Origin of the sequence: Paenibacillus qinlingensis (assembly GCF_013204845.1) — a bacterium.
Lineage (GTDB): Bacteria > Bacillota > Bacilli > Paenibacillales > NBRC-103111 > Paenibacillus_E > Paenibacillus_E qinlingensis.
The window spans coordinates 203,820-215,254 of the sequence record NZ_JABMKY010000009.1; the positions used below are offsets into that span (position 1 = coordinate 203,820).

At 44.9% G+C, this 11,435-nt stretch carries 8 protein-coding genes; all 8 read right to left on the minus strand.

What is annotated here, in order from left to right:
* Positions 1-8 precede the first annotated feature (8 nt).
* Positions 9-1,958 carry a golvesin C-terminal-like domain-containing protein gene (locus HQN88_RS18230; RefSeq protein ID WP_173115064.1) on the minus strand — a complete coding sequence of 650 codons (1,950 nt, stop codon included), beginning with the start codon at positions 1,956-1,958 and terminating at the stop codon, positions 9-11.
* Between the two features lie 70 nt (positions 1,959-2,028).
* Positions 2,029-3,900, minus strand: a complete 1,872-nt coding sequence (locus tag HQN88_RS18235; RefSeq protein ID WP_173115067.1) for an FAD-dependent oxidoreductase — start codon at positions 3,898-3,900, stop codon at positions 2,029-2,031.
* Position 3,901: 1 nt separating this feature from the next.
* Positions 3,902-4,705 (minus strand): hypothetical protein, encoded by an 804-nt coding sequence (locus HQN88_RS18240; protein WP_173115070.1) that lies wholly within the window; start codon positions 4,703-4,705, stop codon positions 3,902-3,904.
* A 21-nt stretch (positions 4,706-4,726) separates the two neighbouring features.
* Positions 4,727-7,033 (minus strand): helix-turn-helix domain-containing protein, encoded by a 2,307-nt coding sequence (locus HQN88_RS18245; protein WP_173115073.1) that lies wholly within the window; start codon positions 7,031-7,033, stop codon positions 4,727-4,729.
* 54 nt (positions 7,034-7,087) lie between these two features.
* Positions 7,088-7,981, minus strand: coding sequence for a carbohydrate ABC transporter permease (locus HQN88_RS18250; protein ID WP_173115076.1), 894 nt, complete (start codon positions 7,979-7,981; stop codon positions 7,088-7,090).
* Positions 7,975-8,880, minus strand: a complete 906-nt coding sequence (locus HQN88_RS18255; RefSeq protein WP_173115079.1) for an ABC transporter permease — start codon at positions 8,878-8,880, stop codon at positions 7,975-7,977. The genes HQN88_RS18250 and HQN88_RS18255 overlap by 7 nt, the downstream gene beginning before the upstream one ends.
* A gap of 75 nt (positions 8,881-8,955) precedes the next feature.
* Complete coding sequence (locus HQN88_RS18260; protein WP_173115082.1) at positions 8,956-10,563, minus strand: type 2 periplasmic-binding domain-containing protein; 1,608 nt, start codon at positions 10,561-10,563, stop codon at positions 8,956-8,958.
* 233 nt (positions 10,564-10,796) lie between these two features.
* A complete protein-coding gene (locus HQN88_RS18265) occupies positions 10,797-11,381 on the minus strand; it encodes a TetR/AcrR family transcriptional regulator (protein ID WP_173115084.1) in 585 nt (194 codons plus the stop codon).
* Between the last annotated feature and the right edge of the window lie 54 nt (positions 11,382-11,435).

The window sequence follows — 11,435 nt, forward strand, 5'->3', positions numbered from 1 at the left end:
CACCAGGCCTATAACGGCTCCAAACGAATGGCATCCGCCATGACATAGCCGCTAGTCCCTGCACTATTGATCTGTACATAATTGCCAGTGCCTGACGAGAAGTAATAATCCCCGAGCGGATACCACATTTTATGATAGGAGGTAATCCGCTGATTGACCGACACTGTCGAGGTCACACCATTATGAAAGATCGTATAAGGTACGCTATTGGAACGATTGGAAGAGCCAATGAAGGTTGCGTAGACTCTGTACATGCCTGAGGTGGAAATGACAGGGCTATAGGTTGCCGTCTGACCAGTGCCGTTATTTACGAAGTTATAATCGCTGCCGTAAAATTTACCAGGATTACCGTTTCCTGAAGACCAGATACCTGTTTTGACTGCTCCAGCGCTTGTATTGTCTACGACGATATCGTTAGGTCCTACTGCATTTCGCAGAGCAGCATCTGGGGACATCGAAGGCCAGAACTCCAGGTCGTCCCACAATATTTGCAACGCACCGCCGTGGTCTTTAACAAAGTTAGTCAACGTTCTGCTCGTGTATAATTTAAGCGGATGAAAATGCGTAAGCCCTTCTGGTGCTGGATTCTGTGGGTGATAGGTCCAGTTGGTCACATCGAACACTACCCGCTTTTCTCCGCCTTCAGGCGTAATGGCTAGATAGAATCTGCCTGAATTCGCATCCCCTTGCTTGTAATACACTTCCATATTAAGCCAGACACCAGTTGGCACATTCCAGTCATTTCTTTCTTCCCATACTGTCACGAATTGGGTTGTATCATCCTCACTTGAAGTCGGCGTTGTTTGACCTGAGATACGGAGTTTAAAAGGTTTACCTACTCCTAAATCTTTGGTCAAATTAAGGGACATTCGAAATGGGTACTGTGCACCTGAGGTCCAGCTAGGCTGATTCCAGAACTCTGCCAAGGTAAACCAACCGTTAGGATCAACGCTTTGCTTCACTAGTTCGATATCGGGATGGAGATACATCCGGTATTTGTAGAACACTTCTGTTAGATTCGTATTATTCTTGAGTAGCGCTTGCACACGCCCCCGATCAGCTGATCCACCGGAATTTCCCAACCAATACTGAAGCACTTTATTCCCACTCCCGCCAGGTGTTGGATCAGCTACGATCTTGGCGAATCTTGAAGTGGACGTGTCACCACCGGAATGCCCCTCAAAGACCAAGTCGCCAAATTTGGAATACCCGTTCAAATGTGTGGTCCAATCATTTGGTGCTGAAACCGAAGTATCTGTGCCTGTTATTCGCGTAATCGTACCTGTGTCGGAGGGATCTGTCACTCCGACAGAACCTGCTTCAAAGCCAGAACGGAAAATGACCGGTCCTAATGGCTCGTTGACGGCAAGTGGCCCCGGATCTACAGGATCAGGCACTGGCACCGCCAAGCGTATGGCATCTGCGATTACATAGCCATTCGCCCCAGCGACGTTGATCTGTATATAGCCGCTGCTCCCGGCAGTAAACGTATATTGCCCCAATGGATACCAGACTGCGCCGTTCTTTTCCTGGTTCACGGTTTGTGTAGCAACTCCTCCTTGATGGGAAACTTGAACGGTCACATTGTCCGCACGATTGGAAGAGGAGCTGAACACCATGAACACTTCATAAACGCCAGTTTGGGGTACACTGGGCGTATATTTAATGGTTTGCACCTGTCCTGTACCCCCGTTAACGAACTCGTAATTGCTCCCAAAATACTTGCCAGGATTACTGGTGCCTGTGCTCCATGTCCCCGTCCTAGTAACGGCCGTATCCGTATTGTCCACAACGATGTCATTTTCCCCCAATACATCACGAAGTGCCGCATCAGGCAGCGGATCGTCAGCCCATGTTTTCGCAGGAATAGCAACCCACAGAAGCAGAAAACTAATGAATGCCAGAACGATAAGCCTACCAACTTGAATGTGTTGCTTCTCACCTGTTATAATTTGCATCCTACATTCCCTTCCTTTTCCATAGAATGAATGCCCAGTCACTTCTACCTTCCGTATGCTGCTCCAATCCTTACTGTGCCCAAAGCAGAAGCTTGCGCTCAACTACCGATCCAATATTCTCGGCTATTGAATAGAGATAAGTACCGATCGGTTTATGCGTAATTCGTTCGATATACTCACCGTTGCCAACCGCTTGCTTCAAAGCTGCCCCTATCACCTCCTGCAAAGTAGTATGATGCTCCCCGATGTAGATCAATGCCATGATGGAATGAGAAAAAAATTGAAAATATACCTCATTGTATTTATTTTGCCGTGCTTTATCCCCGCCGTCCTCCATTTGATAGAGTGGCCTTTCCATTTCTTCCGGATCTGTGATGAGGTGGATCAGTTCCTGCACAACGTCCTTATCATGCATTCTTCCTAAAAGGTAAATAGCCATATAACCACGCAGTTGGTTGTTTTTCCTGCAGTCTTGGAGCATGAGCGCATCTCGCTCCCTCATCATTTCCCTAAGCATAGGAAGGCAAGCCTCATCATCCATTAACGCTAGAGCAAAAGCGCTATGTTTACGAAGCTTCTCATCTTCCTCCTGTATCCATGTCTTCAACGATTCGCGAATCGTTTCACCCAGCCTGCTTGAAGACCATATTGCTACCCCCGGCTGAATGCCGGACAAGCCCTGCCGAATCTCTGCAGGATTCGTTAACCATGCAATTGGCTGTGCTGGTTTCCGATCCCCCGGATAAGCAAATTGATAGCCTTTATTGTTCGCAGGGTTAAAGCAGCCCGTTTCAGCAAGATGCGCTATCAACTCCTCATAGGAGATCTCCTTGATTGCTGTTCCTTTGGTAATCGCGATCCACGCTGCTGTTGCCGCCGCTTCCCCAGATTTCTGCATATCACGATTCATCCTGACACATGTAGATAAATCATGGTCGACCGCCAGACAACGCCCTGCAGCAAGCAGCCCCTCATACCCCTTTGGAATCATAGCTCCGAGCGGAATGGGAACGGTTACATTTACAGCGCCTAGATTACTTGCAACGAACCAATCCTTCAGTAACTGACTTTCGAAAGCGTTGTCACGTCCATGCTTATCAATATCTGCATACGCATAAAATACCGGCTTATTAGAGGTCTCATCAGCGAAGAAATGTTGAAGTGTCACGTTCTCCTCGCCTTTGATTAAACGCCCTTCCCTGATTCCAAGCAATGGAGCCAAGTGCAGTAGTCGGTTCTCATCCGAATACGTATCCTCCAGATGCTGCGCATGTGCGAATATGAGCGCTTCGGATAATTCATTCCCATCCGTTTGGTTCGTACAACCTGAATCGAAATTTCGCCAACTCACTTTGTTGCCCGCAGCAAATACCTTTACGCTCGTGAACGGCTGCGTCTTGCCATCTAATGTCCTGCCGTAATGAAAATCGCAGCCAGCGAGATGACATACCTCTGCATCTCCTGTGCAATCGATTAATACCTTACAGCTAGCCGATTGGATGCCATGCGGCCCGACCCAACTTGCACCTTTCACCTGTTGCCCATCCATGTAAACGCCTGTTATCGCAGATTCGAAAGCAAGCTCTGCACCGTGCTGTATCGCTTCCTGCTCCAACACATATTTCTTCGCTTCTACGTTGTAAGCGCTCGACTTCGTGTAGACAGTATCGACTAGCGCCACTACTTTTTGATCTATCTGCTCGTATAATCCACCTGAAGAACCGAAGTAGTAGCCGTTAACTGATCCAGCCGTTCCCATCCCACCCATGCAATTCATTCGTTCAATACCAAGAACTTTCAGCCCCTTGCTGGCTGCCATTATTAATGCAATGGCGCCTGATGTACCAAGCCCGGCTACAATCACGTCGTATTGTTGAGCTAGTTCAATGTCACCGACTTCTACAGTGACAATTTCTCCGTTCACTTTTTGAGATAATAGCAATTTAATACCTCCTTTCAAATCGCAAACCTGCTTCAAACGCTTCCAGCGGATTTCTATAGGCAGCCGACGGCAGAGAGAACCAATTAGGCTCGATCTCATTACTTGTTTCAAGTTCGATTTGCAGCTCAAAGAAGCCAGCTACCGATGAAATCGTCCAGCTTTCCCACTGCTTCGGTCTGCCCGCCCACAATTGATGCAGCCTATGCCGTGCAGTAGGCCAATCGTCTTCCACTTCTAGGGGAACTTTCACAACAATCTCACCTTTTAATTTACCTTTGGTTAATAATAAGTGACTTTCCGCGCCAGCCGAAGGCTCTGGATCGTCCTCGCCACAGTTCAACATCGCATTGAGGCACTTGGACTTTATCATGTGTGCTGGTGCGTACTCTGGCCTCGTATCTATGATTCGGTCTGTTCTGTAGCTGCTAAACCCCGAAGCATTATAAATCGTGACCTCATAGCCAGCCCCTGACTGGCGGATATCAGCTACATCTGTATGCAAGAGGATCGGAAGCGAATCGCAGCCTATTTTCTTATAAAGTACCGGCGCAATGGCGGGAATATGTACCCTGCCCTCTTCGGACAATATCCCTCGCTCCATCAGCTCGTTCTTCAACTTCGCTCCCTCTTCGGAAAGTAAAGTTGCATGCCAAGCTTCACCAAGGTTATAGCTGTTAATAAATTCATAACCGACAAGATCGGATCTTTCAATAAGAAGTGCTTCCTTCCCACAGGCATAGGATGCGCCCAAACCGGCAAACGTCGCTCCCAAAATAATCGTCGGGTAATATCTGTTGTTCGACATTATCGAATCACCTCAATTTATCTAATTACTCTTTCCTTCCCGGTAAACACTCGGCGTCACGCCTTCGTACTTTTTGAACAGTCGAATAAACGTACTGATACTATAAAATCCAACTATTTCGCTGACATCGCGTATAAAAATATGTGGCTGTTGCAATAATGTCTTGGATTGTTCCACGCGATATTTATTCAGATAATCCGTCAGATTGTCGCCTACCTGCTCTTTGAAATAGCGTGATAGATAAGAAGGATGTACACTAAAATACTCAGCAATGGTGCTGATGTTAAGATCTTGGCTCTGGTAGTTTTCACTAATGTGGGCTAAGACACTTTCCTTCAAACGTATTTTTTTGTTACTTTTCTTACGTTCATCTACATACCCGCACACTTTATGCAAAAACTGAGTCATCCGTTCTCTCATCGAAGCTACTGTACTGCCGCTCATCAGCTCACGAATCGCTTGTAAATTCTCTTCGTACAGCTCAGAGCGATCCATATTGGTTTCCATCGCCGCTTTCATCATCGTGCTGCACATATCAAACATGAGACATCGGATCATATCGACGGAAATGTTGTCCCCCGCTAGATTGCTATCAATGATTTCATCTAGCATCGCAGTTGCTCCGAGAAAGTCCCCAGCATTCACATTATTGATCAACTTCTGCTCCATCTCCATCGAATAGTCGTAGGAAGGCTTTTGCTGTTGAAGCTTGTTATGCCAAATAATGGACTGAACACCTAGCAGCATGCGGTACTCCATCGCTTCCAAAGCTTCTAGATAGGCGACCGGAAGCTCCGCAGATGACCTATGGATGGAACTGACTGAGATGGTAAACAAAATATGAAAGCGATTTCCGATAAATCGTTGCGCTTCTTCGGTCAAAATCTTCAGATCCTCCAACGCTGATTCTGTTGACGTGTCTTGCTGGAAATTCACAATACATGCTAGCATTTCATCAACTTCTGTCATCCAACCCTGATGCTTCTGGGCGGCAAGCTCTTCAACGATATTGGACATAATATGATGGACGAATTCTCTTTTTTTCTCAGCATCCTGTTCGTCTTGACGGAAGAAGCCGCTGTAATCTTCTAAATAAAACAAGACGATAGCAAACTTGTCGGAATGCAATTTGATTCCATGCTCTGGCAATACTTCCGCGATAGGAAAACCATTTTCAACCCGGCCTTTCAGAAGACGTGTAAGTAAATTCGAACGAAGTGTCTTGTTCTGCTTCTCTAATGTCCGATTCATTAATGTGTAGCGATCCAGCGCGTTGTCGAGCACTTCTTCCAAATAGTCATATTCATTCGCTTCCGCATTGTTTAATAAGTTTAATTCGCTTCGTTCTGCAACATTGCGAACTAATCTGCGTAGTGGCGAATAATTCTTCCTCGCAAGCAAGACCGCGATAATAAATCCAATAACAGCAGCAACTGCAAGCATCAGAACCGTCATGTTCCAGACATATTCTGCCTTCTCACTATATAAGCGTGCTGGCAGCACATATACATACTTCCAGTTATTCCGGCCCGATTCAATATAGGATAGGATGACTTCTTCCCCATCCCACATGGCGGAGGTTTTAAGAATACGCTGTTCCCCTTCACCGCGCGGAATATCAAATATGCGTTCCCTGTGACCTTCCGCTTCGGATGAAGCCAACAATTTATTGTCGGCATCTAGGATATACACATTTCCCTGATTGTACGATTGAATGTTACTTATAGCGGACATCAGCTGTTCTTCGTTCAACTCAATCGCTAGCGTTGCAAGAGGCATACTTCCAAGTTGGAGTGGCAGTGATTGCGTTTGCATGATTGTGCCTTTTCGCTCTCCGCCAAACTCACGAAGTGTGGAGAAGGAACCTTTGTGCATTTGCATCAAATAGCCTTTCCATTGCTCTAACGACACCCCTATTGGATTGAGATGCTGTTGAACAAACATGTCCGTTTCATAATAGGAACTATCGGTTAAGACAAAATCTCCCTCATGAAAGTATATATAGAAACCACTCACATATCGTTTTGTAATATTATAAGCTTTGAATTCCGCGAGCAACTGAACAATAGAGATGCGTTCTGCGGTCCCAATCTCTTTTTGACTACGAATTAAAGAGCTCACTTTCGGATTGAGTGAGATCACCTCCGATAAGCGATAGGTATAATCGATGTAGTTGTCGATTTCCTGTTGAAGCTGAGAGAGTAAAGCGGAGTTCGCCTTGGAAATCTCGTCTTCAATGACCCGCTGCGTTTGCAGATGGGTTACCGCCATCACAATAATTGGAATTAGAAGCACAATGGCATAAGACCACAACCACCTGCTCAGCATACCTTTCCATCTCCAATTAATCCTCACTCATCACCACTCCCATAGCCAGTTTGCCTACTCTTTAATCGACCCTATCATAACACCTTTTACGAAATATTTCTGTAAGAAGGGGTATACAAACAGAATCGGCAATGTGGCAATGACGATGGTTGCATATTTAATGCTTTCTCCTACGGCCTCTACATCCTCAATAGAAGAACTGCCCGACATGTAATTCGTATTGTTCTGAATTAAGATCTCACGAAGGATCAATTGCAGAGGAAAGAGATCACGATCCCGCAGATAAATCATAGCCCCAAACCAAGAATTCCAGTGCCCTACGCCATAGAATAGAACCATCACCGCCATCACAGGCAGAGAGAGCGGAATCACGATTCGAAATAGAATGGTGAAATCTTGTGCACCGTCCATCCGCGCTGATTCAATTAGACTATCGGGAATCGCACTGAATGATGTACGCAGGATAATCAAATTCCAGGTTGAGATGATGCCAGGAACGATTAGTGCAAGCAGATTATTGCCCATGTGCAACCAATTATTAACTAGCAAATACATTGGGATCAGACCACCAGAGAAAAACATCGTAAACACGATCATCAGCATGACATATCTACTCCAAGCAACCCCTTTGCGTGACAGTACATAAGCGCCAAGACTTGTCATGATCAGATTAAGTGCTGTTCCTAGCGAGACTAGAAATAAGGTATTCACATACCCACCTACGACATTAGGGTTCTTGAAAACCATCCCATATGCTGCCAAAGTAAAGCCTTTGGGACTCAGCAGTACACCGGTATGCGAGAGCAGCTGTCTAGAGTCGCTGACTGATGAGAATAAGACATATATAAACGGATACAAAGTAATCACAATCATGAAAACCATAAACAGCGTATTGACTGTTTGGAAGGCAGCTCCTCCCACGTTTCTACGAATTGTGCCGGTTACCATAAGCTGTTCTCACTCACCTTTTTACTGATTCGGTTAGCCATGATCAGCAGGATAAAGTTAACTGCCGCTTGAAATAACCCAACAGCAGTTGCATAACTAAATTCGAAGGACCCCTCAAGGCCTTTCCGATACACGAAGGTGCTAATCATATCAGCGGTTTCATACGTATTCGGATTATACAGCAGAATGATCTTCTCGAATCCTACGTCCAGCATGTGACCAATTTTCAAGATGAACAAAATGACGATAATGGGTAGGATCCCAGGCAAAGTAATGTGCAGCGTTTGCTTCCATCGATTAGCCCCGTCTATACGCGAAGCCTCGTAGAGATCAGGATTAATACCTGTAATGGCAGCTAAATACACGATGGAGCCCCAACCTACGCCCTGCCAAATATCCGAAACAATATAAATACTGCGGAAATATTGCGGATGTGCGAGTAGTACCTGTCGTTCCATTCCCAGCCATACAAGGAAATCGGTAATGAACCCTTCCCTAGCTAAGAACTGAGTAATCATCCCACACACGACAATCATGGAGATAAAGTGAGGAAGATAGGTTATCGTCTGAACAATCTTCTTAAATCTCTGACCGACAATCTCATTGATGAGGAGTGCAAAAATAATCGGAGCTGGAAATGAGATCAACAGCATGTAGACATTGAGGAGCAGGGTATTTCGAATCAGTCTCCAAAAATAATAGCTTTGAAAAAAGCTGGTAAAATGATCGAAACCTACCCAAGGACTGTGTAAGAACCCATCAGCGATTCGATAGTTCTTGAAAGCGATTATTGCCCCATACATGGGCACGTAATGAAAAATCAAATAGTACAGGATAACCGGAAAAATCATGTAGTACAAATATCTATGTTTTCGGAAATCCCTAGATAGCGCTTTCATTTTCATCCTCCTATCCACTGGTTTAACCGGAGGGCACCTCTCTATTTGATGCCCCATATATTTTTTGAAAGGTACCTATTTCCGTGTATTGAATCGCTCGAAGGCCGCTTGCTTAAGTGCAATCGCGCGTTCGATCTTCATACTTTTCAATTGCTTAATATATTTATCGTAGTTATCGAACGATTCCGATCCCATTACAAACTTAAGGAACATTTCATCCTTATACGTGTCCACCTCTGCCATAATCGCCGATAGCTCCTGCGCCTCTTCAGGGGTTTGCGAAATACGAGGGATACGGGTTTGCTCCAAATTTTTATAATACTTATTGTAGACAGTTAAAGCTTCTTTCTGCTGGTCATATTTGTAATACTGTTCTGTATAGCGATCGTCACCAACAAAACCAGGAGCAGGCGTTGCCACGCGAAGATATTTGGCCATTGCTTCTCCAATGGACAGCTTCTCTGGATTGTTCGTAATTAGGTCCGTATATTTCGGGAAGCCGTTCACCTTGTTAAAAGTAGTGCCCTCCACACCGAACGACTTCAGTGTATTGCCTTCATCTGAATATAAATAATCAAGCCACTTTGCCGTTTGTGCTGCATGCTTGTTGTCAGGCGTTATTGCTGCACTTCCGTCGCCGCGATATTCATAGGCTGCCAAGAAAATTTTTGGCTGCTCTCCTTTTTTCAACACAGGATGCTGAGATGCTACTAGGTCAAACGTTTTGGCATTTTCCGGAATGGCGTTCAAATACTTGCCCATACCACTTCCAATATTTGCAGCGAAAGCTCCAGAGCTGCTATTTGTTATTTTGCCATCCTTCGCTTTAGCGTCCTGGGTAGCAAAATCCTTATCAAGCAAACCTTCCTTATACCAAGCGCTGAGCTGCATCAAATAATCTTTAAATGCCGGCTCGTAGGGACCATATTTAATTTTGCCGTTGTCGACGTAATAGGCAGCTCCTATGTTGAATGCCCCATTCAAACGATCAACCTTAAAATCATCTTTCGTAAAAGTTAGAGGACTTTTCGCGCCTTTCTTTTCCTTAAATGCGCGGAGCACCGTCGTCCATTCCTCTATCGTCTCTGGCGTCTTCAACCCCAGTTCATTTAGCCAATCCTTACGCAGCATTAGCCCGCTGCTCACATTAGAATTACCCACGCCGATTGCCGGGAATGCATAGATCGTTCCTGAATCCGTCGACACATCTTTTTTCATTTCGGGATGTTCATCCAAATACTTTTTTAAATTCGGAGCGTTTTTCGCAATGATATCATTCAATGGTATGGCAACTTTATCTGCGATGGCTTTCTCAGGCCCGCCTGGGTAATTCATAAAATTGTACTCAATGACATCCGGTAAATTGCCCGAGGCAATTAGCAGGTTGAACTGTTCTTTTTCAGAACCAATCGCCGGATGCTGAAAGTCTACCTTTACACCTGTTTTTTTCTCTAACTCCTTATAGAAGAGAGATTCATTATAGTTCTTCATGACACGAGCGCCATCAGCAGGCATCCCTACCCAGTAGGAGAGCTTCACTGGAGCTGCCGGTTCAGTCGTACCTTTTGGTACTTCTGACGAAGATTCAAGATTTGTACTTGAACCGCAACCCGTTACAAAAATCATGGATAAGGCAACGACAGAAGCCAATTTGATAGGAATTGATTTTTTTCTGAAATTCATTTGAGAAGTCCTCCTTTTAGAATGTACAATCATGTTCGTCTTTCATCGATTCGCCCTAAGTATATCTAGCGCCAAAAAGTGTGACAATCTCTAATTGGTGATATCAGTTTGCATTGATTAACTTATGTCATGAGATGGATATCAGGAGCAACAGATAGCAATCCTTCTGGTTAAAAGAGAAAACATTAGAAGCCTTGGACGTGTACATCTGTCCAAGGCTTCCCTATCTCTTCCTACGTAAGCGTACGCATCATTATAAATTGCTTCGCCAGATAGACAGGTGTATACGGCATGTCCTGACGAAGCCAAGCAACAATAGTACCGATTAAAGCGGAAGAACCGTACCATATGGCAATATCCTTTTGAATACCTGCAGTAGCTAAAACGGATTCATCCCCCATCCTCTCAATTCGTGAGGTTACCAATTCCGTCAGCAGCCTTAACATGCGATCTGTAAAAATAGGGGTTCGTCTTGACGCAAGTACGACTTTATAAAACTTTGCATGTTCAGCGAAATGCTCCAGCAAGCTCACCAACATCGGCCAATCCTCTTTTTCCTTTGAACTCTGAATGGCTAACGCATTGGTCAAAATGCGATTAATGTCTTCAATCATTTCATCCGCCATCTTTTCCAACATATCCGGAATATCTCGATAATGCAGATAGAACGTAACTCTGTTAATCGTAGCGCGCTCTGCAATGCGATTGACCGAAATTTTCTCGATATCCATTTCCTGAAGCAATTCGATAAAGGCGTCCTTCAACAATTGACGTGTTCGAAGAACGCGAGGATCGATGCGTGGTGTTCGATTATCCATGTATTCCAAATCCTTTTCTTTTCCATAATAGGCTTAGAGGCTTGAATGATGACA